This window comes from Pseudomonas sp. KCJK8993, from assembly GCF_046230915.1.
Classification (GTDB): Bacteria; Pseudomonadota; Gammaproteobacteria; order Pseudomonadales; family Pseudomonadaceae; genus Aquipseudomonas; species Aquipseudomonas piscis.
Window position 1 is genome coordinate 1 of record NZ_JBJJLO010000022.1, and the last position, 25,069, is coordinate 25,069.

Consider the following 25,069-nt stretch of genomic DNA (forward strand, 5'->3'; position numbering starts at 1 on the left):
CGCGATAGCGCGATATCGTGCGAACCAATCGCCCGGCGACGGTCTAAAATCCCGCTGTCCCTTTCCTCGAGGAATCCTGCGTCGTGAAATCCGTCCTAGCTCTGCTGTCTCTGGTGGCGTTGCCGGTCCTGGCCGCCGAGCCGACCCTGTACGGTCGCTATGAATACATCCGCCTGCCGGAAATCGGCGAAACCCTGGCCGCCAAGATGGATACCGGGGCCCTGACCGCGTCGCTGTCGGCCAGGGACATCCAGACCTTCACCCGCGATGGCGAGAACTGGGTGCGCTTTCGCCTGGCCACCAAGGATGCCGGCGCCAAGGTCTACGAGCACAAGGTGGCGCGGATCAGCAAGATCAAGAGCCGCTCCGACGAAGACGACGAGCGTGAGGAGCCCCAGGCCGCCAAGCGTCCGGTGGTGGAGCTGGAAATGTGCCTGGGCAACGTCAAGCGCACGGTGGAGGTCAACCTCACCGACCGCAGCAGCTTCAACTATCCGTTGCTGATCGGCGCCAAGGCCCTGCGCGAATTCGGCGCGGCGGTGAACCCGGCACGGCGCTACACCGCCGACAAGCCTGACTGCTGATTGGGCTGCCACGCGCGGCGGTGCACGCTCCGATTGACTGTCCACAAGGCATCCGGCACCGTTCGCCCATTGAATTTGCGTGCCTGGATGCCATGCCCCATATCCTGATTGTCGAAGACGAAGCGGCGATTGCCGACACCCTGGTTTTTGCCCTGCAGGGCGAGGGCTTCAGCACCACTTGGCTGAGCCTTGGGCATGCAGCCCTGGAGTACCAGCAGGCGACCCCGGCGGACCTGGTCATCCTCGATATCGGCCTGCCGGATATCAGCGGTTTCGAAACCTGCAAGCAACTGCGGCGCTTCAGCGAGGTGCCGGTGATGTTCCTCAGTGCCCGGGACGGCGAGATCGACCGGGTGGTGGGCCTGGAGATCGGCGCCGACGACTACGTGGTCAAGCCCTTCAGCCCGCGGGAAGTGGCGGCCCGGGTCAGGGCGATCCTCAAGCGCATGGCGCCGCGCCCGGCACCGGGGCCGGAAGCGGCGGCGTTGTTCACCGTCGATCCCGAGCGGGTGCAGATCAGCTATCGCGGCCAGGTCCTGAGCCTGACCCGGCATGAGTTCCGCCTGTTGCAATGCCTGCTGGAGCAACCCGAGCGGGTGTTCAGTCGCGAGCAACTGCTCGATGCCCTGGGGGTGATGGCGGACGTGGGTTACGAGCGCAACATCGACAGCCATGTGAAGAGCCTGCGGGCCAAGCTGCGCCTGGTGGCGGCCCAGGCCGAACCGATCCAGACCCATCGCGGCCTGGGCTACAGCTACAGCCCGAGTCACGCCTGATGACCCTGGGCCTGCGGATTTTCCTGGTCTACCTGCTGTTCATCAGCTTCACCGGTTATTTCGTGCTGAGCACGGTGATGAAGGAGATCCGCCCCGGGGTGCGCCAGTCCACCGAGGAAACCCTGGTGGACACCGCCAACCTGCTGGCGGAGATCCTGCGCGACGACTTCAAGGCCGGCACCCTCAGCGAGAACCGCTGGCCGCAACTGCTGCGGGCCTATGGCGAGCGCCAGCCGGCCGCGACCATCTGGGGCCTGCCGAAGAACCAGGTCAACCACCGGATCTACGTGACCGATGCCCGGGGCATCGTGGTCCTGGATTCCAGCGGCCTGGCGGTGGGCCAGGACTACTCGCGCTGGAACGACGTCTACCTGACCCTGCGCGGGCAGTACGGCGCACGTTCGTCACGGGCGGTGGCCGATGACCCGAATTCTTCGGTGATGCACGTGGGCGCGCCGATCCGCGACAACGGCCAGATCATCGGCGTGGTGACGGTGGCCAAGCCCAACAGTTCGTTGCAGCCCTATGTCGACCGCACCGAGCGGCGCCTTGTGTGGTACGGCGCCGGGCTGATCGCCATGGGCCTGTTGTTCGGCGCCTTGCTGTCGTGGTGGTTGAGTGCCGCGCTGCGGCGCATGACCGCTTATGCGCTGGCGGTGAGCGAAGGGCGGCGGGCCGAGTTGCCGCACTATCGCGGCGGCGAGATGGAGCAATTGGCCACGGCGGTGGAGCGCATGCGCACCCAGCTGGAAGGCAAGGCCTACGTCGAGCGCTACGTGCATACCCTGACCCATGAACTGAAAAGCCCGCTGGCGGCGATCCGCGGCGCGGCGGAACTGCTCCAGGAAGACATGCCCCAGGCCCAGCGCCAGCGCTTCGTCGGCAATATCGACAGCGAAAGCGCACGCATGCAGCAGTTGATCGAGCGCCTGCTGAACCTGGCCCAGGTGGAGCAACGCCAGGGCCTGGAGGAACGGGTCAAGGTGCCGCTGGCGCCCCTGGTCCAGGACTTGCTCGACAGCCAGCACGGGCGTATCGAAGGCAAGCAGTTGCAGGTGGAGCAACAGGTGCCGGCGGAGCTGGCCTGGTCCGGCGAGCCCTTCCTGCTGCGCCAGGCCCTGGGCAACCTGCTGGCCAATGCCCTGGACTTCAGCCCGGCCCAGGGCTCGCTGCGCTTCTCTGCCCGGCATACCGAAGGCGGCGTGGAGCTGGAGCTGTTCAACCGAGGCGAGCCGATTCCTGACTACGCCCTGCCACGCCTGTGCGAGCGTTTTTATTCCCTGCCGCGCCCGGACAGCGGGCGCAAGAGCACGGGCCTGGGGCTGAACTTCGTCGACGAGGTGGTGCAGTTGCATGGCGGCCAGCTGCGGATCGCCAACGTGCCCGGCGGCGTCCAGGTCACCTTGCGCCTGCCTTGACCTGCGGATCAGGCGAGGGAGCGAACACCCTCGTCACAAAGGCCTTGGGGATTCTCCACAGAGTCTCCACACGGGCTCCATAAAACCCCCATGGTGGCACCCCAGACTCTCCTGCATTCACACAGGGAGAGCCCCATGAATCGAAATCTGTCCTTCAAGCTCGGGGCCATTGCCCTGTTGATCATCTTGTTGATGATCCCGTTGCTGCTGATCAGCGGCCTGATCGGCGAGCGCCAGCAACTGCGCGACGGCGTGCTCGAGGATATCGCCCGCAGCTCCAGCACCCAGCAGCAGCTTCGCGGCCCGGTGCTGGTGGTGGACTACCGCAAGACCGTGCGCACCTGGAAGACCGACGAGAAGACCAAGAAGCGCTATCAGGAGGTCGGCGAAGAGCAGGGGCGCCTGTTCTTCCTGCCGGAGCAGTTCGAGCTGGACGGCAAGGTCCAGACCGAGCTGCGCGCCCGGGGTATCTACGAGGCGCGGCTGTTCCATGCCGACAACCACATCAGTGGCCAGTTCGTGGTGCCCGAGCAATACGGGATCAAGGAGGATTTTGCCGACTACCAGTTCGACCAGCCATTTTTGGCGGTGGGCATCAGCGATATCCGTGGGATCGAGAATGCCCTGCAGCTGCAACTCAACGGCCAGGTCCTGGACTTTGCCCCGGGCACTTTCGTCAGCTGGCTGGATGAAGGGGTGCATGTGGTGCTGCCGCCCCTGGACCTGAGAAAGGCCAGTCGCCTGGACTTTGCCTTCGACCTGCGCTTGCAGGGTACCGGCCAGTTGGCGGTGCTGCCGGTGGGCAAGACCAGCAAGGTCCTGCTGACGGCCAATTGGCCGCACCCGAGCTTCATCGGCAACTACCTGCCGGTGCGTCGGGAAGTCACCGAGAAAGGTTTCTCGGCCCTCTGGCAGACCTCGTTCTTCTCTACCAACCTGGAACAGGCCATGGAGCGTTGCGCATTCGGCAGCCAATGCCAGGGCTTCGACAGCCGCAGCTTCGGCGTGAGTTTCATCGACCCGGTGGACCAGTACCTCAAGAGCGACCGGGCGATCAAATACGCCTTGTTGTTCATCGGCCTGACCTTCGCCGGTTTCTTCCTCTTCGAAGTGCTCAAGAGCCTGGCGGTGCACCCGATACAGTACGCCCTGGTGGGCGTGGCGCTGGCGTTCTTCTACCTGTTGCTGCTGTCGTTGTCCGAGCACCTGGGCTTCGAGCTGGCCTATGGCGTGTCGGCCGCGGCCTGCGTGGGGTTGATCGGTTTCTATGTCAGCCATGTGCTGCGCAGTTGGCGTCACGGCGCGATGTTCGCGGGCGCCCTGGCTGCCTTGTACGGCCTGCTCTACGGCTTGTTGAGCGCCGAGGACTACGCGCTGCTGATGGGCTCGTTGCTGTTGTTCGGCCTGTTGGGCGTGTTCATGGTGCTGACCCGCAAGCTGGACTGGTACGGCGTTGGCCAGCGCAAGGAGACGCAACCGCTGCACTTCGACCTGGGGGCGATCCGTGAGTAGGTCGTTGGGGTTGCGTGAGGATCAGCGCCAGCGGGAGCACCTGGCGCTGCGGATTGCCGGATTGTTTCCAGCCGATGCCTGGTGGCTGCTGCGCCAGTCGGCAGGTTCCGGAAAGCCGCTCGGGCCAGGCGCTGCGCGGCGCCCCGAGCCGGACCGGTTGACCGATTAGGCCGGGGGTTGGGTCGCCAGCATCGAGGCGCGCTCGCTGGCCTCGGCATACCAGGCGGCGAGCCGGGGCTGGGCCTGGCGCCATTGCAGGTTCGGATGGCGGAAGTCCAGGTAGCCCAGGGCACAGGCGACACTGATGGCGGCGATGTCGAAGTGGCTGGCCAGTTCGGCGATGGCCTCGGCTTCCAGTTCCGCGAGGCCGCGATGGATCTTGTCGCTTTGACCTTCGATCCACGACTGCGATTGTTGGTCGGGGGTACGCAGGATCTGCTCGTAGCGCACCAGCAGCGAAGCATCCATGATGCCGTCGGCCAGGGCGGCGAGGGTCAGGCGCCGCCAGCGGGCCGAACCCTCGCGGGGGATCAGCGGATGGCCGACGTGCTGCTGGTCGAGGTAGTCGAGGATCACCCGGCTGTCGTACAACACCTGGCCGTCGGCCAGGCGCAGGGCGGGAATCTTGCCCAGCGGGTTGTCCTGGTTCAGCGTGGCATCGGGCTTGATCGGCGTCATCTGGCAGTCGTGCAGGGCGACTCGATCCAGCTGCCCGGTCTCGTGCAGCAGCACCATGACCTTGCGTACATAGGGTGATGCCGGGTTGTGGAACAGCGTCATGCTGGGGGTGGACATGAATATTCCTCGTGGATAGGGGAGCGCAGGCTCTCGCCCGGGGATCTTAGCGCAACTGTTGATACTGGCTACAGGTGCGTAGGTGATGTGGACAAGGAGTGGTGAATGCGCGGTTCTTACCTTCGGCACGGGCTGATCAGCCTGGCCCTGACCTTGCTGGGGGCCCTGACGGTGTACCTGGCCCTGCAATACGAGGTTCGCCGCAAGGGCGAAGGCGAGCCGGAGCTGATCATGGCGTTCGCCTACATGGCCTGGTACTGGGCCTTGCCGGCGCTGGCGCTGCCGGCCCTGGGCTGTGCCCTGCTGGGCCTGCGCGGCCCGGCCCGGGTGACCCGCCCCTGGCGCTGGGGCCTGGCCGCCAGTTATGTACCGTTGCTGGGGCTGGCGCTGTTCAGCGTGCTGGTGGCCATCGAGGCGCTGCTGGAAAACCGCGGGTTCATCCCGGTGATGCTGGTCGGCCTGGTGCTGTCCATGTACCTGTGGCGCGGTTTTCCGCCCGCCGGGGTCACGCCGCGCCCTGGCGCTTGAACAGGCCGCGCAGGGCGATCAGCGCCGGCAGGCCCAGGCCGATCCAGCTCAGGCTGTCCCACAGGCCGTCGCCCAGCAATGCCGCGAACAGCCCGGCGGCGCTGAGCAGGCCGATGGCCAGGGGCGCGGCGAAGACCTTCCAGGAGCTCGCTTGACGGCGTTTCATGGGCGCACCTGCGGTAACGGCCGGGTGGCTCGACGGCGGACGATCCACAGGTACAGGCCGCTGCCCAGGACGACGATGGTCAGCACGTCCATCACGGCCCACAGCACCTTCATCGGCATGCCGCCGTAGTCACCGAAATGCAGCGGTTGCGACATGCCCATGGCATCCATGTACCAGGGGCGGCCGGCCACGGCGGTGACCTCCAGGGTGCTGGCGTCGATCAGCACCGGGGTCAGCAGGTGCGAGGTCAGGTGGCTATCGCCCTTGAGGAACACCGCATAGTGATGCTCGCTGGAGAAGCGTGTGCCGGGGAAGGCGATGAAGTCCGGTTGCATGCCCGGGGCCGCGTCCCGGGCGATGTCCAGCAGGCGACTGGCCGGGGCCAGCGTTTGCAGCGGCGGCGCATCGCGGTAGGGCGCGACCATCGCCGCGAGGCTGTCGTTGCGCCAGGCGGCGATGATCAGGTCGGCGCAGGCGCTGATCACCCCCGTCACTCCCACCACCAGGGCCCAGGTCAGGGTCACCACGCCGATCAGGTTGTGCAGGTCGAGCCAGCGCAGGCGGCGGGACTTGTCCTGGCGCACGGTGGCGAACTTCAGGCGACGCATGAACGGCAGGTAGAGCACGGTGCCGGAGATGAGCGCCAGCACGAACAGCACGCCCATGAAGGCCAGCAGCAACTTGCCCGGCAACTCGGCGAGCATGTCCACGTGCAGGCGCAGGATGAACATCATCAGGCCGTCATTGGCCGAGGGCGTCTCCAGTGCCTCGCCGGTACGGGCGTCGAGCATGAAGGTATAGGAAAGGTTGGGGTCGGTGCCGGCGGTCTTGGCCATGATGGTGGTCACGCCGTTGGGCTCGTCTTCGTCCCAGCCGAAGTACTGCAGGACCTCGCCCGGCCGATGGGCCTCGGCGGCCTTGACCAGTTGCTGCAAGTCCAGGCGCGGCGTGTCGGCGGGCATCTCCCGCAACTCGGGGGCATTGCCCAGCAGGTGGTCGATCTCGTGGTGGAAGATCAGTGGCAGCCCGGTGAGCGCCAGCATCAGCAGGAACACCGTGCAGATCAGGCTGGTCCAGGTGTGGATGAAGGACCAGCGGCGGAGGGTTGTGCTTTTCATTCATTAGCCTTCAGGCACGCGAAGGCCATCCTGCTGGATGGCCCGGTCGTTAACTCAGCGGGTTACCACTGGTAGGTGGCGCTGGCGACCACGCTGCGCTGATCGCCGAAGTAGCAGTACGACCCATCGCAAGTGGAGATGTAGTCCTTGTCGAACAGGTTGGTGGCGTTGAGTTTCAACGACGCCCCTTTCAAGCTCTTGTCCAGGCGGCCGAGGTCGTAGTGCACGGAGGCATCGAACACGGTGTAGGCGTTGGCCTTGCCCAGCCAGGTGTTTTCCTGGTCGCCGTAGGTATTGCCGGTATAGCGCGCGCCAGCACCGATACCGAAGCCATCCAGCACGCCGTCGTGCCAGGTGTAGTCGGCCCACAGCGAGGCTTGCTGGTTCGGCATCCGTTGCAGGCGGTTGCCCTTGTAGAGGCCTTTTTGTATCTCGGACTTGGCCAGGCTATAGGCGGCGATGACCTTGAGGTTGTCGGTCACCTCGGAGACCGCCTCCAGTTCCAGGCCCTTGACCTTCACTTCACCGGTCTGGCTGGTGATCGACTTGCCACCTGCACCGATGCTGGTTACCTGGACATTCTTCTGGGTCAGGTCGTAGACCGCTGCGCTCAGCAGAGTGTTCGAGCCTGGCGGCTGATACTTGATGCCCAGCTCCCACTGCTTGCCTTCGGTAGGTTTGTACGACTCGAGCGGGTCGGCGCTGGCATTGCTCGCCGGCTGGAAGGATTCGGCATAGGACAGATACGGCACGAAACCTGAGTCGAATACATAGCTGAGCGCCGCGTTGCCGCTGAAGTTCTTGCTGCGATCCGTGTTGGTCACGTCTTTCTTGTTGAAGTAGGTGGTGCCCTGGTGCACCCAGTCTTCACGCCCCCCGAGGCTCAGGCGCCAGTTGTCCAGGGCCATCTGATCCTGCACGTACAGGCCGGTCTGGACGGTTTTCTGGTTGTAGTCGTAATAGGCGCCGGAGCGCGCCGGGCGCACGATCGGCTGGCCGTAGATCGGGTTGAAAATGTTGGTTTTGCCGCCGTCGCCGTAGATCGACAGATAAGAGGTGTCGGAGCGCTGGTGGTCCAGGCCGAGCAGGACGGTATGGCTGATGTCGCCGGTGGTGAAGTCGGCCTGGAAGTTGTTATCCACGGCGAATTGGCCGATGTCCTCGTTGACGTTGGTCGAGGTCCGGCTGATGTTGCCCGCCGCGTCGGCTGGCGAGTAGGCGTAGGAACCCACGGTCAGTTGCTGGAAGGACAGCTCCGACTTGGTGTAGCGCAGGTTCTGGCGGAACTGCCAGACATCGTTGACGCGATGTTCAAAGGCGTAGCCCAAGGCGTAGTAGGTTCGGTCGTAGAACTCGTAGTCCGGATCGCCCAGGTTCTTGTGGTGGGAGACCTTGCCCAGTGGTGACTTGATCTTGGTGCCCTGGATCGGCATGAACTGGCTGGTGGCGCCGGTATCGTCGCGGGTGAACTGCGACAGCAGGGTCAGCTTGGTATCGGTGTCGATGTTCCAGGTCAGGCTGGGAGCGATGTTGTAGCGCTTGTTATCGATGTGGTCGACCTGGGTCCCGGCATCGCGGACTACACCACTGAGTCCATATAGGAACCGGCCTTCGTCATCGATCTTGCCGGTGCTGGCGAAGTTGAGCTGGCGATAGTTGTCGCTGCCGTATTGCAGTTGGATGGAGTGGCTGGCTTCGGCACTAGGGCGCCGGCTGACCATGTCCAGCAAGCCGCCCGGAGGCGTCTGGCCGTAGACCGAGGATGCCGGGCCGCGCAGCAAGGCCAGGCGGTCGAGGTTCCAGGTTTCGGCTTTCGGGTTGGCGTACACGCCCCGTGGCAGTGGCAGGCCGTCGAGGAACTGGGTGGGTTCGAAGCCGCGTACCAGCATCCAGTCGTAACGGGTGTCACTGCCGTAGCTGGCGGAGACGATGCCGGGCATGTAGCGCACGGCGTCATCGAGGTTCTGCACGGCGCGGTCGGTCATCTGCTGGCGGGTGGCGACGGAAATCGAGCGCGGCGCTTCCACCAGCGAGGTGTCGGTCTTGGTGCCGGCAGCGGTACGGGTGGCGACGTAGCCTTCCACCGGCCCCCAGGCACTTTCATAGGCCTGCTGGCCACTGATATTGGTTTCCGGCAGGGCCACGACGCCGTCCGGTGCGGCCACCAGGCTGTAGGTCCCGGCGCTGCTGTGTTCCAGCTGCAGGCCGGTGCCGCGCAGGGCTTCGCGCAGGGCGCCGGCGGCGTCGAACTGGCCCTGGACCGGGGCCGAGGTCTTGCCGGCGGCCAGGGACGGATTCAGGCTCAGGGCCAGGCCGGCCTGGCTGGCGATCTGGTTCAGGGTGCTGGCCAGGGGCGCCGCCGGCAGGTTGTAGGCGCGCACGCTGGAGGACTGCTCGGTCGCCATCAGCAACGGGCTGGCCAGGGGGGCGCTCAGGGCAATGGCAATGGCCAGCAGGCTGGGGCGCAACAGGGTGTCTAGGGGGCGGGACATACGGCGGCTCCTGGATGGAAATGTTTCGCAATTGCCTATGAGCCGGACGAGATTCGAAAAGTGATAGGGCGAATTGAAAATAATTTAGATTTGCGAAAGAAGGGCAGTCGCCCGCCGGCTCCAGGACAGGTCGGAGCCGGCGGGGAGGAGGACTTCAACGCTTGGGATCGGCCTTGGCGACGACGTTGATCCACCAGGCGGTGCGCCGCTCGATCTGCACCGGCAGGGTCGGCAGCAGGGCGTCGAGCGCCAGGTCGGTGTCGTGCAGCGGGAAGCTGCCGGTGATGCGCAGGTCGGCCACTTCGGGGGCGACGCCCAGGTAGCCGTGGCGATAGCGACCCAGCTCCTGGATCAGGTCGTCCAGGCGGACGTTGTCCACCACCAGCATGCCCCGGCTCCAGGCATCGGCGCCCTGGGCCAGGGCCTGTGGCGCTTGCAGGCCATCGCGCTGCATCAGCACCTGCTGGCCTTCCTTGAACACTTCTTCGTCCTGGCCTTCCTGGGGCCGTGCCGCCACCGCCGATTGCAGCACGCCCAGGCGCGTGCCCCGGTCTTCGCGCTTGACCAGGAACCGGGTGCCCAGGGCCCGAAGCCGGCCGTCGCGGGTTTCGACGATGAACGGGCGACTGTCGCCGTGCCCGGTTTCGATCAGGACCTCGCCTTCCTGCAGGATGATGCGCCGTTGCTTGTCGTCGAAGCGCACGTCCAGCGCGCTGTGGGTATTGAGGTTGACCAGGGTGCCGTCGGACAGGCGCAGCATGAGCTGCTCGCCGGTACCGGTGCGCTGGTCGGCCAGCCAGTAGTCCAGCGGCAGGTAGTGCTGTTCGAGGAACAGCGCCAGTCCTCCCACCAGCACCACGCTGGCGATCCCGCGACCCAGCTGGCGCACGCGCCGGCGCAGGCCTTCGCGCGATTGCACCAGGGCATTGCGCGCTGGGCCGGGAGCCAGGCTGAAACGTTGATCGAGCATGCCCAGTTGGCGCCAGGCGCGGGCGTGTTCTTCATGGGCGGCATGCCATTTGGCGAACTCTTCGTGCTCCAGGGCACTGCCGCCGCCGGCCAGCGACAGCTGCCAGGCGATGGCGGCGTCCAGCACCCGGGCGGATACCGGCTTGGAACTGATGGGGGTCATGTCGGCTCTCCGTAGAGGGCGATGTAGCATTGGCGGATGCCCTGGGCCAGATACTGGCGGACCCGGGGCACCGAGACCCCGAGACGGGTGGCGATCTCGGCGTGGCCCAGGCCATCGAGGCGGCTGTAGAGAAAGGCCGCGCGGGCCTTGCTCGACAGCTTGTCGAGCAGACGGTCGATAGCCTTGAGGTCTTCGAGGATCACTTGCTGTTCTTCCGGCGAGGGCTGTTCGGCCTCGGGGATCAGCCACAGCTCGTTGAGATAGGCCTGTTCCAGGGCGGCGCGGCGGAAATGATCGAACAGCAGGCCCTTGGCCACAGCCACCAGGAAGGCCCGGGGCTCGCGGGGGGCCTTGAGTTCTTCGCGGCCCAGCAGGCGCACGAAGGTGTCCTGGCTCAGGTCTTCGGCGCGCTGGGCGCAGGCCACGTTGCGTCGCAGCCAGGCCAGCAGCCAGCCACGGTGGTCGCGGTACAGCTCACCAACCAGCTCATTGCGGGGGCTTGGGACTGACGACAACGGGAACCACTCAGGGAGAAGTTTAAAATAACGAGAATGATTCGCGATTGTGACAGAGGCGAAACAGTGGCGCAATTCACGCTGGTCGGCTGTCTTGTCGCTGAGGATGGCGGGTGCCCAAGATAAGGACCCCGTTGTAGCGAGGGCGCAAGCACGCCCAAGGCGTTGTGCCAGCTAGCCCCGGGACTCAGGTGCTACGACCGCTGCGCGACCGAGCGGGAGCCTGCTCCCTCGCCACAGTGCGGTGGATCAGAAGGAGGGAGCCTGCCGGCGGCGTTTCCACTGGCCCAGGCGTTGTTGCAGGTTCAAGGGACTGTGGATCTGTTGCTGGCGTGCGCGGTGAAACAGGATCAGCGCCAACTCGGCGGTGGCCAGGGCGTCGGCCGCTGCGTGGTGACGCTCCACCACCTGGAGCTTGAAGCCGTTGATCCAGTCATCCAGGCCGGCGTCGCGGATATGGAATTCGGGGCACAGCAGGGGCGCCATGTCCGCCACGTCGAGAAAGTCGTGCTGCAGGCGGTAGCCCAGGCTGTCCTTCAGTGCTCGGCCGAGCATGTGCTGGTCGAAGGGTGCATGGAACGCCAGTAGCGGGCTGTCGCCGACGAACTCCATGAAATCCAGCAGGGCCTCGACCGGATCGCTGCCGGCCGCGATGGCGCTGGGGCCCAGGCCATGGATCAGCACGCTGGGGCTGAGCTTGTGGCCCTCGCGCTGCAAGGTGCGCTCGAATTGCTGGCGGAAGTCGATGGCGCCGTCCTCGATCGCCACGGCGCCAATGGACAGGACCTGGTCGCGATTGAGGTTCAGGCCGCTGGTCTCCACGTCCACCACCACCCAGCGCTGTTCGCGCAGGCTGCCGTCGCCCAGTGGCGCGAAGGCTGGCAGGCGCTCGCGGCGCAGTTGCTGTGCGCTGCTCAAGGCGCTGGCGGCGGGGCGGAACCAGCTGAACAGGCTCATAGCTGGTACCGCAGGGCCAGGCTGCTTTGCAGGCGCTGGGCCTGGCGCAGGGATTCACGCAGGATGCGCCGGTCCAAGTGGTTGAGGCTGTCGGGATCTAGTCGGTTGGAGTAGGGCTGGTTGTCCCGGGTCTGGCGCTGGTGCTGTTGCATGCGGGTCTGCTGGATGAAGTGGTAGGCCTCTTCATAGGCGGCGCCATCCAGTGGCTCGATGACTTGCCTGGACACCAGCTGGCGCAAACGCTCCAGGGTGTTGATGGCGCCGATGCCGTTGGCCAGGGCCAGCAGCCGGGCGCCGTCGACGAAGGGCGTGAGGCCCTGGACCTTGAGGTCGAGGGTGGCTTTCTCGCCGTTCTTTTTGGCCAGCACGAATTCGCGAAAGCGCCCCACCGGTGGCCGCTGGCGCAGGGCGTTCTCCGCCAGCATGCGCTGGAACAGGCGATTGTCGGCCACTTGGTCGAGGATCCCGCGACGCAGGTGTTCGGCGCCTTGCTCGTCGCCCCAGACCACCCGCAGGTCGAAATAGATGCTCGAGCCCAGCAGGTTCTCCGGGGTCGCCTCGCGGATGAACGCCGCGAAGCGCCGGGCCCACTCGGCACGGGACAGGCACAGCTCGGGGTTGCCGGCCATGATGTTGCCCTTGCACAGGGTGAAGCCGCACTGGGCCAGGCTGTGGTTGACCTGCTGGGCGATAGGCAGCAGCTTGCCGCGGATCTCGGCGGCGTGGGCCGCGTCCCGGGCCTCGAACAGGATGCCGTTGTCCTGGTCGGTGTGCAGGGTCTGTTCGCGCCGGCCTTCGCTGCCGAAGCACAGCCAGCTGAAGGGCACGCCCGGGTCGCCCTTGTCGGCCAGGGTCAGCTCGATCACCCGGCACACGGTGTGGTCGTTGAGCAGGGTGATGATGTGGGTGATCTGGGTCGACGAGGCGCCGTGGGCCAGCATGCGTTCCACCAGTTGGCCGATCTCGCCGCGCAGGGCCACCAGGTGCTCCACCCGTGGCGCATTGCGGATGGTCCGCGCCAGGTGCACCAGGTCGACCCGTTGCAGGGAGAACAGGTCGCGCTCGGACACCACGCCGCACAGGCGCTGTTCCTTGACCAGGCAGACGTGGGCGATGTGGCGCTCGGTCATGGCGATGGCCGCGTCGAAGGCGCTGTGGTCCGGGCTGAGGAAGAACGGCGCCTGGGTCATGTGGCGTTCGATGGGGTGGTCAAGGTCCTGGCTGCCGTCGGCCACCACCTGGCGCAGGTCGCGCAGGGTGAAGATCCCCAGGGGCGCCTTGTGCTCGTCCACCACCACGATGCTGCCCACCTGCTGTTCATGCATCTGCGCCACGGCTTCGCGCAGCGGCGTGGCCGGCGAGCAGGTCACGGGATGGCGCATGGCCAATTCGCCGAGGTGGGTGTTCAGCGAGTATTGGGTGCCGAGGGTTTCCACCGCCTTGCGCTTGACCTGCTGGTTGACCTGGTCGAGCAGGCTGCTGACCCCACGCAGGGCGAAATCGCGGAACTCCGCCGACAGGGCGAACAGCTTGATGAAGGCGCCCTTGTTCAGTTGCAGGCAGAAGGTGTCTTCGGCGGCCCGGTGTTCGGTGCGGGTGGCTCGCTCGCCCAGCAGCGCGGCCAGGGGAAAGCATTCGCCGGTGGTGATCTCGAAGGTGGTCTCGGTGCTGCCCTTGGCGGCGTGGGTACGTTCGCCCACCACCCGGCCCTGCTTGACGATATAGAAGTGCTCCACCGGGCCGTCGGCCGGCTTGATGATGCTGTCGCCGGGGCCGTAGAAGCGCAGCTGGCATTGTTCCACCAGGTAGGCCAGGTGCAGGTTTTCCATCTGGTTGAAGGGCGGGAAACGTTGCAGGAACTGCACCGTGCCCTGGATGTTCTGCAGTACCGCGGTCTTCCCGGCCTGGGTGAAGGCGTCCGTTTTACTCATGACGATTACCGCAATCTTCTTGGATTTGTTGTGTTCGGATTCCGGTAATAGTCGGCCCAGGTGCCCGCCAGCGCCCATTGGACGTAAGTCTAGGTGCGACATGCCGCGCGGGCGTCTGGCGCGGGTGTGTTGCAGGTGGTGGCGGTCAGCGTTCACGGGGGCCGGATATTTGGCTTTGAGCCGCTGGCGATCGATGCAAAAAAGCTCTGATCAAGATGCTTGGAAATTTTTCCGACGAAGTGCACATTGGAGGCCTGCCTGGCGATGTCTGACCACTGTGCTAGGTGATTCGATCCTGTAGAGAACTGTATGTCCGACCACGATATCTTGAGCGATGCCGAGCGCGAGGCGCTGAGTGCCGTCATGCTGGAACCCGACCTGCCGCCGCAGCGGGTGCTGATTGCCGATGACGACAAGGATGCCCGCGAGCTGCTTTCGGAAATACTCGGTCTCGATGGCATTCGCTGCATGACCGCGGCCAGTGGCAAGGCGGCGTTGGAGATGCTCGAGTCGAACAAATCCATCGGCTTGCTGATCACCGACCTGCGCATGGCGCCCTGTAGTGGCCTGGACCTGATTCGCCAGGTGCGCGAATCGGAACGGGCGGCCCTGCCGATCATCATCATTTCCGGCGACGCCGATGTGCGCGACGCCATCGCCGCCATGCACCTGAGCGTGGTGGACTTCCTGCTCAAGCCCATCGATACCAGCAAGCTGCTGGCGCTGGTCAAGCATGAGCTGGGCGTGGAGTTGTAGCGCCACCGGCACCGCGAGCAGGCATGAAAAAGCCCCGGTCATGGACCGGGGCTTTGCTTTACCGCTGGCGCTGCGTTGTTACAGGCCGTTCTTGGCCTTGAACTCACGACGGCGACGATGCAGGACCGGCTCGGTATAGCCGTTTGGCTGCTTGGTGCCTTCGATCACCAGTTCCAGGGCGGCCTGGAAGGCGATGTTGCTGTCGAAGTTCGGTGCCAGTGGACGGTACAGCGGATCGGCGGCGTTCTGCCGGTCGACCACCGGGGCCATGCGCTTGAGGCTTTCGATCACCTGTTCGCGGGTCACCACGCCGTGGCGCAGCCAGTTGGCGATGTGCTGGCTGGAGATGCGCAGGGTGGCGCGGTCTTCCATCAGGCCGACATCGTTGATGTCCGGCACCTTGGAGCAGCCCACGCCCTGGTCGATCCAGCGCACCACGTAACCAAGGATGCCCTGGGCGTTGTTGTCCAGTTCGTTCTTGATCTGTTCCGCGGTCCAGTTGGTGTCGGGAGCCAGGGGAATGCTCAGGATGTCGTCCACCGAAGCGCGGGCGCGCTTGGCCAGCTCGGCCTGGCGGGCGAACACGTCGACCTTGTGGTAGTGCAGCGCGTGCAGCGCGGCGGCGGTCGGCGATGGCACCCAGGCGGTGTTGGCGCCGGCCAGCGGGTGGGCGATCTTCTGTTCGAGCATGGCGGCCATCAGGTCGGGCATGGCCCACATGCCCTTGCCGATCTGTGCACGGCCTTGCAGGCCGGTGGACAGGCCGATGTCGACGTTCCAGTTCTCGTAGGCGCCGATCCACTTTTCGGCCTTCATGTCGGCCTTGCGCACCATGGCGCCGGCTTCCATGGAGGTGTGGATCTCGTCGCCGGTACGGTCGAGGAAGCCGGTGTTGATGAACACCACGCGCTCGCTGGCCGCCTTGATGCAGGCCTTGAGGTTGACCGTGGTACGGCGCTCCTCGTCCATGATCCCGACCTTCAGGGTATTGCGCGGCAGGGCCAGGACGTCTTCGATGCGGCCGAACAGTTCATTGGTGAAGGCGGCTTCTTCGGGGCCGTGCATCTTCGGCTTGACGATGTACACCGAGCCGGTGCGGCTGTTCTTGCGCGAGGTGTTGCCGTTGAGGTTGTGGATCGCCGCCAGGCTGGTGACCAGGCCGTCGAGGATGCCCTCCGGCACTTCGTTGCCGTGCTGGTCGAGGATCGCGTCGATGGTCATCAGGTGGCCGACGTTACGCACGAACAGCAGCGAGCGGCCATGCAGCTTCAGCGACGAACCGTCGACGCCGGTGTATTCGCGGTCGGCGTTCATGGTGCGGGTGAAGGTCTTGCCGCCCTTGGCCACTTCCTCGGCCAGGTCGCCTTTCATCAGGCCCAGCCAGTTGCGGTAGATCACTACCTTGTCGTCGGCATCCACCGCGGCGACCGAATCTTCGCAGTCCATGATGGTGGTCAGGGCCGCTTCCATCAGCAGGTCCTTGACTCCGGCGGCGTCGGTCTGGCCGACGGGGCTTGCGGCGTCGATCTGGATCTCGAAGTGCAGGCCGTTGTGCTTGAGCAGGATCGCGGTCGGGGCCGCGGCATCGCCCTGGTAGCCGACCAGCTGGGCGTCGTCGCGCAGGCCGCTGTTGCTGCCGCCCTTGAGGGTCACCACCAGCTTGCCACCGGCGATCTTGTAGTTCACCGAGTCGACGTGGGAGCCGGCGGCCAGGGGCGCGGATTCGTCGAGGAAGGCGCGGGCGAAGGCGATGACCTTGTCGCCGCGGACCTTGTTGTAGCCTGTGCCCTTTTGCGCGCCATCGGCTTCGCTGATGGCGTCGGTGCCGTACAGCGCGTCGTACAGCGAGCCCCAGCGGGCGTTGGAGGCGTTGAGGGCGAAGCGGGCGTTCATCACCGGCACCACCAGCTGCGGGCCGGCCATGCGGGCGATTTCTTCATCGACGTTCTGGGTGGTGGCCTGGAAGTCCGCCGCTTCCGGCAGCAGGTAGCCGATGTCTTGCAGGAAGGCTTTGTAGGCTACGGCGTCATGGGCCTGGCCGGCACGGGACTGGTGCCAGGCATCGATCCGTGCCTGGAAATCATCGCGTTTGGCGAGTAGGGCTTTGTTCTTGGGCGCCAGGTCGTGGATGACCTTGTCGGCACCTGCCCAGAATGCGTCGGCGGTGAGGCCGGTACCGGGAATGGCTTCGTTGTTCACGAAGTCGAACAGGACTCTGGCGACCTGCAGGCCACCGACTTGAACGTGTTCAGTCATTGCTTGCCTCACTCTGCTCAGCTATTTCGCTTTTCAGCTCTTCAAATTAACAATGAAGCCGGCGGCCATTTAAAACACAACCCTGTTCACCAGTACATGCCATCGCTGGCGGCTGGGTGCTTCCAATCAACGGCGGAGCCTTGCTGACGGGGATCGCGGGGGTTGTGATCAAGCCTTGGCAGACATCGTTCCAACATTATGTAGTGCGCGCTGCGGCATACTACATGATGAATTGCGGTTGTGAAAATTAGACTAAATACGTCGTTTCGCGACTCGCCAGTGCAATGCGGTCACGCTGGAAAGCTGGGTGTTCGCAAAAAACCGAAGGATTGTTCCACATAAATACAAAAAGTTGTACACGATTTGTACTCCTAGTCTACCGACCCCTTTTTCGGGCCTCGACCGGAGGCGCCGGGTGCGGCCTGCAAGCCTGCCTATAATTGCTCTTCCACCCCCAAAAAGAGGGCTGCGCCATGGACCATCTGGTTCTCACGGTATTCGCTGCGGACAAGGCCGGCCAGGTCGAACGCATTGCCCAGTGCATCGCCGCCCACGGTGGCAACTGGCTGGAAAGCCGTCTGTCGAGGATGGCCGGGCAATTCGCCGGAATCCTCCGGGTGGCGGTGCCGGCCGAAGCCTACGATGAGCTGGTGGACGCCTTGCAGGGGCTCTCGGCCCAAGGCATCCGCGTGCTGATCGCCGAAAGCGGCATCGAGCAATCATGCACCTGGAAACCCATCGCCATGGAGTTGGTGGGCAACGACCGCCCGGGGATTGTCCGGGATATCACCCGCCTGCTGGCGGAGCAGGGGGTCAACCTGGAGCGGTTGGTGACCGAGGTGCGGCCGGCGCCCATGAGCAGCGAGCCGCTGTTCCACGCCGAGGCCATCCTGGCGGTGCCCCTGACCCTGTCGCTGGAAGTCCTGCAGGCGCGCCTGGAGAGCCTGGCCGACGACCTGATGGTGGAGCTGGTGCTGCGTAGCGAAAGCTGACGGCAGTGAGCCGGGTTATCCCGATAAAACGTGCATGCGCCTGTGGATAACCTGTAGAGAGGGGGCGCTGGCCCAGTGGCGTCGCGGCTTTGCGTGAATTGATCAAAAAACCGGCAATTTCAAGGGCTTGTGCACAAACGGCGGGGACCAGCCTGTGGATAAGCTTGGGAAGAACCGCCGCAGGCCACAGGGGACGTGGCCTGCAGATGATTGATTATTTATTGATCAGCTGCGTCCGCGCAGGCTCAGCCAGGCATCGACGCTGTACACCGCCAGGCCCGCCCAGATGAACATGAAGGCTACCAGGGTGCTGGGGGACAGTTGCTCGCCGAACAGCAGTACCGCCTGCAGCAGCACCAGGGTCGGGGCCAGGTACTGCAGGAAACCCAGGGTGGTGTAGGGCAGGTTCCGGGCCGCGGCGTTGAAGCACACCAGCGGGATCAGGGTCACCGGGCCGGCCGCCACCAGCCACCAGGCCTGGGAGCTGGCCCAGAACGCGGCATGGGCGCTGCTGGCATCGGGGTGCAACAGCAGCCAGGCCAGGGCGATGGGCACCAGCATCCAGGTCTCCACCACCAGTCCGGGCAGGGCCTTGACCGGCGCCTGTTTGCGAATCAGGCCGTAGAAACCGAAGCTCAGCGCCAGGGCCAGCGAGACCCAGGGCAGGCTGCCCAGCTGCCATACCTGCTGCGCCACCCCGACCGCCGCCAGCAACACCGCCAGCCATTGCAGGCGGCGCAGGCGCTCACCGAGGATCAACATGCCCAGCAGCACGTTGATCAAGGGGTTGATGTAGTAGCCGAGGCTAGCTTCGACCATGCGCCCGTTGTTCACCGACCAGACGTAGGTCAGCCAGTTGGCGGCGATCAGGGTGCCGCTCAGGGCCAGGATCGCCAGGCGCCGGGGATTGTCCCGCAGTTCGCGCCACCAGCCGGGATGCTTCCAGACCATCAGCAGCAGGCCGCCGAACAGCGCTGACCAGAGCACCCGGTGGACGATGATTTCCACGGCGGGCACGCTGGCGATGGCTTTGAAATAGAGCGGAAACAGGCCCCAGATGATGTAGGCGGTCAGGCCCAGTATGTACCCGCGACGCAGGTTGGCGGCTTGCATGGAGAATCCTTGCTAGGCAACTAACAAAGGCGCGATTGTAAGGACAAATGTCTAGACCTGTCCTGACTTTTCCCGCGCCCGTGCCGTGGCCATCGCGTCCTTCAGAACAGCCGCAGCGGTTCCTCGTCGAGCGCCGCCAGTTGTTCGCGCAAGGCCAGCACCTGGTCGCCCCAGTAACGTTCGCTGCCGAACCAGGAGAAGCTGCGAGGGAACGCCGGGTCGTCCCAGCGCCGCGCCAGCCAGGCGCTGTAGTGCATCAGGCGCAGGGCCCGCAGCGGTTCGACCAGCGCCAGTTCCCGTGGATTGAAGTCATGGAATTCGCTGTAGCCGTCCATGAGTTCGGATAATTGGCCGAGGCGTTCCTGGCGGTCGCCCGCGAGCATCATCCACAGGTCCTGCACCGCAGGGCCCATGCGACAGTCGTCGAGGTCGACGATATGGAACACCTCGTCGCGGCACATCAGGTTGCCCGGGTGGCAGTCGCCATGCAGGCGGATGTTCTGGTGTGGGTTGGCCTGGTAGAGGGTTTCCACACGCTTGAGCAAGTCACGGGCGACGGACTCGTAGGCCGGCAGCAGGCTCTTGGGAATGAAGTTGCCCTGGAGCAGGGTCGCCAGGGAGTCGTGGCCGAAGTTCTGCACCCCCAGGGCCTCGCGCTGGCTGAACGGCCGGCTGGCGCCGACGGCATGCAGGCGGCCCAACAGTTGCCCGAGGCGATAGAGCTGGTCGAGGTTGCCCGGTTCCGGGGCGCGGCCACCCCGCCGTGGGAACAGGGCGAAACGAAACCCCGCATGCTCGAACAGGCTGCGGCCTTCGTGGACGATCGGCGCCACCACCGGCACTTCGCATTCGGCCAGCTCGAAGGTGAAGCTGTGTTCTTCGAGGATCGCCTCGTCGCTCCAGCGCTGGGGACGGTAGAACTTGGCCACCAGCGGCTCGGCCTGGTCGATGCCGACCTGGTAGACGCGGTTCTCGTAGCTGTTGAGGGCCAGGACCCGGGCGTCGCTGAGAAAGCCGATGCTTTCCACGGCGTCCAGGACCAGGTCGGGGGTGAGGGTATCAAACGGGTGCGACATGCTTACTCCTGCGCGCAGCAGGCTGCCGCGTCCGGCCCAGCATGGTAACGCAGACGGGCAGGCCGGTGGAGGGCGCTGTGGCGCCTGCCTTGGCCAGGGGCAGGCGCGGGTTCGGCACGGGGTTGGATCAGGCGCCGATGATGCCGCCGTCCTCCCGGGTAATGGCCATCACCGAGGAGCGCGGCTTACCGTTGGGCAAGTGCTCGGGGAAGGTCGAGCCGCCGTTTTCCCCCGGGTGCTGGATGCCCACGAACAGCGTCTTGTAGTCCGGGGCGAAGGCGATCCCGGTGACTTCGCAGCCCACCGGCCCGACCATGAAGCGGCGGATCTCGCCGCTGTCGGGATCGGCGCAGAGCATCTGGTTGTTGCCCATGCCGGCGAAGTCGCCGCTGTTGCTGTAGTCACCGTCGGTGAGGATCCACAGGCGCCCGGCCTTGTCGAAGCCCAGGCCATCGGGGCTGTTGAACATGTTTTGCGGGGTGATGTTGGCGGAGCCGCCCTTGGGCTTGCCGGCGTGCACGCCAGGGTTGCCGGCGACCACGAACAGGTCCCAGGAAAAGTCCAGCGAGCCATGGTCGTCGCCACCGGTGCGCCAGCGCAGGATCTGCCCGTAGACGTTTTTCTCCCGCGGGTTGGGACCGCCCACCGGCATGCCGTCCTCACCGCGCTTGGAGTTGTTGGTCAGGGTGCAATACACCTGGCCATCCTTGGGGCTGACCACGATCCATTCCGGACGGTCCATGCGCGTGGCCTGGACCACGCTGGCGGCCAGGCGGGCGTGGATCAGCACCTGGGCCTGGTCGGCGAAGCCGCTGCTGGCGTCGATGCCGTTCTTGCCGTGGGTCAGCTCGATCCACTGGCCCTGGCCCTTGGGCCGGTCCGGGTTGCCGTCACCGGCGTCGAAACGCGCCACATACAGCGTGCCGTGGTCCAGCAGGTCACGGTTGGCCTTGGGGTTACGGTGGTTGATGCGGTCGCGGCTGATGAACTTGTAGATGAACTCACCGCGTTCGTCGTCGCCCATGTAGACCACTGCGCGGCCATCGCGGGTTTGCGCCAGGGCGGCGTTCTCATGCTTGAAGCGGCCCAGGGCGGTGCGCTTGATCGGGGTCGATTGCGGATCGAAAGGGTCGATCTCCACCACCCAGCCGTGGCGGTTGAGTTCGTTGGGGTTCTTGGCCAGGTCGAAGCGCGGGTCGTGCTGGTGCCAGTTGATGTCGCGGCTGGCCACCGAGGCGCCGTAGCGCTTCTGGGCGGCGTCGAACTTGTGCTCGGCGTTGCTGCTGCCGAAGCAGTCGGTGAAGTTCTCTTCGCAGGTCAGGTAGGTGCCCCACGGGGTCTTGCCGTTGGCGCAGTTCTGGAAGGTGCCGAGGACTTTCTTGCCCTTGGGGTCGGCGCTGGTCTTGAGCAGCGCGTGGCCGGCGGCCGGGCCGCTGAGGCGGATCGGCGTGTTGCCGTGGATGCGCCGGTTGTAGCGCGAGCCCTGGACGAACTGCCACTGGCCGTTCTTGCGTTGCACCTCGATCACCGACACGCCTTCGCTGGCCTGGGCCTTGCGCACGTCCTCGGCCGACTGCGGCAGGCCGCCGTGGGGATAGAGGTAGCGATAGTTGGTGTACTCGTTGTTGATCGCCATCAGCGCCCGATGCCGGTCATCCGGGAAGGCGAACAGGCTCATGCCGTCGTTGTTGTCGCCAAATTGCGCTTCCTGGGCCAGGGCGGTGCCGTTGCCGCTGGGGTCGAAGGCCGGGCCGTTCTTGTGCAGCGGCTGGCCCCAGCTGATCAGCACCGAGGACGTGTAGCCCGGTGGCAGGGTGATGGTGTCGCTAGTGGCGCTGGGGATGCTGGCAAAGCCCAGCAGCTGGCCGTTGCCGGCGCTGACTCCTGCGGCCAGGGCGCTGCGGCTCAGCAGGTTGCCGCCCAGGAACAGGGCCGCGCCGCACAGGGCGCCGGCACCGATGAAGCCGCGGCGGCTGAGGCCGACGATCTGTTCCAGGTCGGTGGGTTGGTCTTCTTCTAACAGGCTCATATCAGGCTCCCTGCGGGTTTTTGCAGCCACCTTAATGAGCACCGATGACGAATTCGTTGCAGTGCCGAGCCCCTGAATCAGGGCGTACGGGAGCTGGGGGCCAGGGTCAGAGCGGGGTGCCCAGCAGCACGTGGGACGGCGAGAACTGCACCTGGATCGGCCGCTCCTGCGCCAGGTCCAGGGTTTTCAACAGCAGCGGTTCGGCCAGGGCGCAGAGGACCTGGCCATTGGGCAGGACGATGCGGACTTCGCAGGGGCCATCCTCGGCATCGAGGATTCGCTCGATGATGCCGCCCAGGTAATTGTGTCCAGTTGTTACCGGGGCCCCGACGGCCTGCACATCCAGCCAGCCCGCCTTGATCAACGCCACCACCTGGGTGCCGGGGGCCAGCTCCAGGCGCTGGGTGCTGTCGTGGGTGATCCGGGCCGTGAGCCGCACCCCTTCGGGCAGTTCCAGGCTGACCAGGTCGTTGCAGCCCTGGGGTTCGATCCCGTGGACCTTGCCGTGCAATTGGTTGCGTGCGCTGGTGCGCAGCATCAGGCGTCCCAGCAAGTCGAGATCGCTGGCTTCCTCGGCGGCCGCCAGCACCTGGGCCTGCAACTCCTGCAGGCGCTGGTAGAGACGCAAGACCCGCTCGCCCTCGGCGGACAGCCTGGCGCCGCCGCCGCCCTTGCCGCCGACGCTGCGTTCCACCAATGGGTTCTGGGCCAGGTTGTTCAGCTCGTCGATGGCGTCCCAGGCCGCCTTGTAGCTCAGCCCGGCGCTTTTCGCCGCACGGGTGATGGAACCCTGTTCGGCGATGTGTTGCAGCAGCGCGATGCGTTGGGGGCGGCGGACGATGTGCTGGGTCAACAAGGTGGGCAGGGACATGGCGGGAGCGCTTCGAGCACGGGAGGATGGACGGGAAGTTTGCGGCTTGAGCCGCGAGAGTCAAGTCAGGCCTCGGGCCTGGGAGTGCGGGCCAGGCAGTAGACATCCACCCGCCGGGCTCCGGCATCGAGCAGCAACCGGGCCAGGGCTTGGGCGGTGGCACCTGTGGTCAGCACGTCGTCCACCAGCGCCAAGTGGCGGCCGGCGATCCGGGCATTGGGTGCCAGGCTGAAGGCGCCGCGCAGGTTGCGTTGCCGGGCCCGGGCATCCAGCCCTTGTTGCGCGGGAGTATCCAGGGTGCGCAGCAGCCACTGTGTTTCCACCGGCAGCTTCAGGTGGTGTCCAAGCCAGTGGGCGAGCATCCCGGCCTGGTTGAAACCCCGCTGGCGCAGGCGCCGACGGGATAAAGGCACCGGCACCAGGGCGTCCGGGCCGGGTAGGTCTTCATCGAAGCGATAAAGCAGGAACTGCAGGAGAAGTTCAGCCATCAGCCGACCAAAAGGCCACTTCTGATGGTGCTTGAAACGGCTGATCAGGCTGTCCACCGGGAACTCGTAGCGCCAGGGTGCTATGACCCGTGCGAATGCCGGCGGCCGTTGCAGGCATTGACCGCAAGCCGGGGCGGCAGCCGGCAGCGGCAGGGCGCAAATGGGGCATTGGTTGCCGAGCCAGGGCAGTTCGTCCAGGCAAGGCGCGCACAGCCCCTGGGACGAATCGCTGGGTTCGTCGCAGAGCAAACAGGTTTGTTTGTTTTTTAGCCAGATGTAAACCTGTGTTTTTCGTTCTGGTTGACAGCTCATGGCGGCTTCCTTAAATATGCCGAACATCCGTGTTGCGGCTGTGGACTTTCCCTGTCCCGCACCGCCTGCCAAGCATAATCAAGGAACCGCCCATGAGCGCCAGCACCACCGCCACCCTGCGTCATGACTGGACTTTGGCTGAAGTCAAAGCCCTGTTTACCCAGCCGTTCAACGACCTGTTGTTCCAGGCGCAGACGGTGCATCGCGCGCATTTCGACGCCAATCGGGTCCAGGTTTCCACCTTGCTGTCGATCAAGACCGGCGCCTGCCCGGAAGATTGCAAATATTGTCCGCAGTCCGGTCACTACAACACCGGCCTGGAAAAGGAAAAGCTCCTGGAAGTGCAGAAGGTCCTGGAAGAGGCCGCCCGGGCCAAGGCCATCGGCTCCACGCGCTTTTGCATGGGCGCGGCCTGGAAGCACCCGTCCGCCAAGGACATGCCCTACGTGCTGGAGATGGTCAAAGGGGTCAAGGCCATGGGCCTGGAGACCTGCATGACCCTGGGCCGCCTCGACCAGGAGCAGACCGAGGCCCTGGCCCAGGCCGGCCTGGACTATTACAACCACAACCTCGATACCTCGCCGGAGTTCTACGGCAACATCATCACCACCCGCACCTACAGCGAGCGCCTGCAGACCCTGGCCTATGTGCGCGATGCCGGGATGAAGATCTGCTCCGGCGGCATCCTGGGCATGGGCGAGTCCCTGGACGATCGCGCCGGCCTGCTGATCCAGCTGGCCAACCTGCCGGAGCACCCGGAGTCGGTGCCGATCAACATGCTGGTGAAGGTGGCCGGTACGCCGCTGGAGAATGCCGAAGAGGTGGACCCGTTCGACTTCATTCGCATGCTGGCCGTGGCGCGGATCCTCATGCCCCAGTCCCATGTGCGGCTGTCCGCCGGTCGTGAGGCGATGAACGAGCAGATGCAGGCCCTGGCGTTCTTCGCCGGCGCCAACTCGATCTTCTACGGCGAAAAACTGCTGACCACCGCCAACCCGCAGGCCGACAAGGACATGCAGCTGTTCGCCCGCCTGGGGATCCAGCCCGAAGCGCGTGAAGAGCACGCCGACGAAGTGCACCAGGCGGCCATCGAGCAGGCCCTGGTGGAGCAAAAGAGCAGCGAGCAGTTCTACAACGCCGCCGTCTGACCCCAGGCTGACGTCATCCCCGCCGCCGCGGGCGACTCCAGGGCCGCTGAGGATCCCACAGGGACTTCGGCGCCCGGTTGCCTGCGGTGCTGGATTCTTTCCCG

At 65.3% G+C, this 25,069-nt stretch carries 23 protein-coding genes; 9 read left to right on the forward strand and 14 right to left on the reverse strand.

What is annotated here, in order from left to right; all coding sequences use genetic code 11:
- Nucleotides 1–83 precede the first annotated feature (83 nt).
- The 5 genes from ACK6AU_RS09940 (at nucleotide 84) to ACK6AU_RS09960 (ending at nucleotide 4,459) form a co-directional block, all read left to right on the forward strand.
- Nucleotides 84–584, forward strand: coding sequence for an ATP-dependent zinc protease (locus tag ACK6AU_RS09940; protein ID WP_185697166.1), 501 nt, complete (start codon nucleotides 84–86; stop codon nucleotides 582–584).
- Between the two features lie 92 nt (nucleotides 585–676).
- Entirely contained in the window at nucleotides 677–1,360 is a 684-nt protein-coding gene (creB, locus tag ACK6AU_RS09945) for a two-component system response regulator CreB (protein WP_185697167.1), read from the forward strand.
- Nucleotides 1,360–2,778, forward strand: coding sequence for a two-component system sensor histidine kinase CreC (gene creC, locus ACK6AU_RS09950; protein WP_409299078.1), 1,419 nt, complete (start codon nucleotides 1,360–1,362; stop codon nucleotides 2,776–2,778). Before creB ends, creC begins: the two co-directional genes overlap by 1 nt.
- 135 nt (nucleotides 2,779–2,913) lie before the next feature.
- Nucleotides 2,914–4,290 carry a cell envelope integrity protein CreD gene (creD, locus tag ACK6AU_RS09955; RefSeq protein WP_185697169.1) on the forward strand — a complete coding sequence of 459 codons (1,377 nt, stop codon included), beginning with the start codon at nucleotides 2,914–2,916 and terminating at the stop codon, nucleotides 4,288–4,290.
- Nucleotides 4,283–4,459 (forward strand): hypothetical protein, encoded by a 177-nt coding sequence (locus ACK6AU_RS09960; protein WP_185697170.1) that lies wholly within the window; start codon nucleotides 4,283–4,285, stop codon nucleotides 4,457–4,459. Before creD ends, ACK6AU_RS09960 begins: the two co-directional genes overlap by 8 nt.
- Here the strand turns inward: ACK6AU_RS09960 and ACK6AU_RS09965 are convergent.
- Nucleotides 4,456–5,085, reverse strand: coding sequence for a glutathione S-transferase N-terminal domain-containing protein (locus tag ACK6AU_RS09965; protein ID WP_409299081.1), 630 nt, complete (start codon nucleotides 5,083–5,085; stop codon nucleotides 4,456–4,458). The two genes, ACK6AU_RS09960 and ACK6AU_RS09965, sit on opposite strands and share 4 nt — an antisense overlap.
- 105 nt (nucleotides 5,086–5,190) lie before the next feature.
- Here ACK6AU_RS09965 and ACK6AU_RS09970 point away from each other — a divergent pair, with 105 nt between their 5' ends.
- Complete coding sequence (locus tag ACK6AU_RS09970) at nucleotides 5,191–5,613, forward strand: hypothetical protein (RefSeq protein ID WP_409299083.1); 423 nt, start codon at nucleotides 5,191–5,193, stop codon at nucleotides 5,611–5,613.
- Here ACK6AU_RS09970 and ACK6AU_RS09975 read toward each other — a convergent pair.
- The 7 genes from ACK6AU_RS09975 to ACK6AU_RS10005 all read right to left on the reverse strand — a co-directional run bounded on the left by ACK6AU_RS09975 (nucleotide 5,591) and on the right by ACK6AU_RS10005 (nucleotide 13,924).
- The gene (locus tag ACK6AU_RS09975; protein ID WP_185697173.1) at nucleotides 5,591–5,779 is read right to left on the reverse strand and encodes a hypothetical protein; all 189 of its coding nucleotides are present in this window, start codon (nucleotides 5,777–5,779) and stop codon (nucleotides 5,591–5,593) included. The two genes, ACK6AU_RS09970 and ACK6AU_RS09975, sit on opposite strands and share 23 nt — an antisense overlap.
- A complete protein-coding gene (locus tag ACK6AU_RS09980; protein ID WP_409299085.1) occupies nucleotides 5,776–6,897 on the reverse strand; it encodes a PepSY-associated TM helix domain-containing protein in 1,122 nt (373 codons plus the stop codon). Before ACK6AU_RS09980 ends, ACK6AU_RS09975 begins: the two co-directional genes overlap by 4 nt.
- A gap of 62 nt (nucleotides 6,898–6,959) precedes the next feature.
- The gene (locus tag ACK6AU_RS09985; protein WP_409299087.1) at nucleotides 6,960–9,389 is read right to left on the reverse strand and encodes a TonB-dependent siderophore receptor; all 2,430 of its coding nucleotides are present in this window, start codon (nucleotides 9,387–9,389) and stop codon (nucleotides 6,960–6,962) included.
- A gap of 154 nt (nucleotides 9,390–9,543) precedes the next feature.
- Nucleotides 9,544–10,521 carry a FecR family protein gene (locus ACK6AU_RS09990; protein WP_409299089.1) on the reverse strand — a complete coding sequence of 326 codons (978 nt, stop codon included), beginning with the start codon at nucleotides 10,519–10,521 and terminating at the stop codon, nucleotides 9,544–9,546.
- Nucleotides 10,518–11,036, reverse strand: coding sequence for an RNA polymerase sigma factor (locus ACK6AU_RS09995; protein WP_185697177.1), 519 nt, complete (start codon nucleotides 11,034–11,036; stop codon nucleotides 10,518–10,520). Before ACK6AU_RS09995 ends, ACK6AU_RS09990 begins: the two co-directional genes overlap by 4 nt.
- Before the next feature lie 249 nt (nucleotides 11,037–11,285).
- On the reverse strand, nucleotides 11,286–11,993 hold the full coding sequence (locus ACK6AU_RS10000) for a PolC-type DNA polymerase III (protein ID WP_409299091.1): 708 nt from the start codon (nucleotides 11,991–11,993) through the stop codon (nucleotides 11,286–11,288).
- Nucleotides 11,990–13,924, reverse strand: a complete 1,935-nt coding sequence (locus tag ACK6AU_RS10005; protein ID WP_409299093.1) for a putative nucleotidyltransferase substrate binding domain-containing protein — start codon at nucleotides 13,922–13,924, stop codon at nucleotides 11,990–11,992. Before ACK6AU_RS10005 ends, ACK6AU_RS10000 begins: the two co-directional genes overlap by 4 nt.
- A gap of 309 nt (nucleotides 13,925–14,233) precedes the next feature.
- Between ACK6AU_RS10005 and ACK6AU_RS10010 the strand changes: the two genes are divergently transcribed.
- Nucleotides 14,234–14,680, forward strand: coding sequence for a response regulator (locus ACK6AU_RS10010; RefSeq protein WP_409299095.1), 447 nt, complete (start codon nucleotides 14,234–14,236; stop codon nucleotides 14,678–14,680).
- Between the two features lie 78 nt (nucleotides 14,681–14,758).
- Here ACK6AU_RS10010 and ACK6AU_RS10015 read toward each other — a convergent pair whose 3' ends face one another.
- Entirely contained in the window at nucleotides 14,759–16,936 is a 2,178-nt protein-coding gene (locus tag ACK6AU_RS10015; protein ID WP_409299097.1) for a malate synthase G, read from the reverse strand.
- Between the two features lie 473 nt (nucleotides 16,937–17,409).
- Between ACK6AU_RS10015 and ACK6AU_RS10020 the strand changes: the two genes are divergently transcribed.
- Nucleotides 17,410–17,928, forward strand: a complete 519-nt coding sequence (locus ACK6AU_RS10020; protein WP_185697182.1) for a glycine cleavage system protein R — start codon at nucleotides 17,410–17,412, stop codon at nucleotides 17,926–17,928.
- Between the two features lie 225 nt (nucleotides 17,929–18,153).
- Here ACK6AU_RS10020 and rarD read toward each other — a convergent pair whose 3' ends face one another.
- The 5 genes from rarD to ACK6AU_RS10045 form a co-directional block, all read right to left on the reverse strand.
- The gene (rarD, locus tag ACK6AU_RS10025) at nucleotides 18,154–19,041 is read right to left on the reverse strand and encodes an EamA family transporter RarD (RefSeq protein ID WP_185697183.1); all 888 of its coding nucleotides are present in this window, start codon (nucleotides 19,039–19,041) and stop codon (nucleotides 18,154–18,156) included.
- Between the two features lie 101 nt (nucleotides 19,042–19,142).
- A complete protein-coding gene (locus ACK6AU_RS10030; protein ID WP_185697184.1) occupies nucleotides 19,143–20,117 on the reverse strand; it encodes a serine/threonine protein kinase in 975 nt (324 codons plus the stop codon).
- A gap of 127 nt (nucleotides 20,118–20,244) precedes the next feature.
- On the reverse strand, nucleotides 20,245–22,146 hold the full coding sequence (locus ACK6AU_RS10035; protein WP_185697185.1) for a PhoX family phosphatase: 1,902 nt from the start codon (nucleotides 22,144–22,146) through the stop codon (nucleotides 20,245–20,247).
- Between the two features lie 106 nt (nucleotides 22,147–22,252).
- Complete coding sequence (locus ACK6AU_RS10040) at nucleotides 22,253–23,017, reverse strand: TOBE domain-containing protein (RefSeq protein ID WP_409299101.1); 765 nt, start codon at nucleotides 23,015–23,017, stop codon at nucleotides 22,253–22,255.
- Nucleotides 23,018–23,082: 65 nt separating this feature from the next.
- Nucleotides 23,083–23,817, reverse strand: a complete 735-nt coding sequence (locus ACK6AU_RS10045) for a ComF family protein (RefSeq protein WP_185697187.1) — start codon at nucleotides 23,815–23,817, stop codon at nucleotides 23,083–23,085.
- A gap of 92 nt (nucleotides 23,818–23,909) precedes the next feature.
- Between ACK6AU_RS10045 and bioB the strand changes: the two genes are divergently transcribed.
- Entirely contained in the window at nucleotides 23,910–24,965 is a 1,056-nt protein-coding gene (bioB, locus tag ACK6AU_RS10050; RefSeq protein ID WP_185697188.1) for a biotin synthase BioB, read from the forward strand.
- Nucleotides 24,966–25,069 lie beyond the last annotated feature (104 nt).